The organism is Burkholderia sp. SIMBA_051, from assembly GCF_046534915.1.
GTDB lineage: Bacteria > Pseudomonadota > Gammaproteobacteria > Burkholderiales > Burkholderiaceae > Burkholderia > Burkholderia ambifaria.
Window position 1 is genome coordinate 1 of sequence record NZ_JAWRXS010000710.1, and the last position, 246, is coordinate 246.

Sequence of the window (246 nt, forward strand, 5' to 3'; positions counted from 1 at the left end):
GCCCTTCAGGTCGCGGTGAGCCGGGAAGCGAGCGGCGGTCATCTGATAGGCGATCGAGCGCACCTGTCGCTCCGCCGTCTCAGCCATCAGCAGCTGCTTCATGAAGCGCTCCGGGTCGAACTCCGTGTGACGCGACTGCGCCAGCAGCTCTGGCCAGGTGCTCGCCATGCCATGCAGTTTGAGCCCCTTGAGCTGGGCGGCGATGTCGTTAGACATGACGGTCCTCCGGTGGGTTGGCGCGCAGGG

At 66.3% G+C, this 246-nt stretch carries 1 protein-coding gene; it reads right to left on the reverse strand.

What is annotated here, in order from left to right:
* Window positions 1-216, reverse strand: a 216-nt coding sequence (locus tag SB771_RS36305) for an ATP-binding protein (RefSeq protein WP_410722198.1), incomplete at its 3' end; no start/stop codon positions are given.
* Window positions 217-246 lie beyond the last annotated feature (30 nt).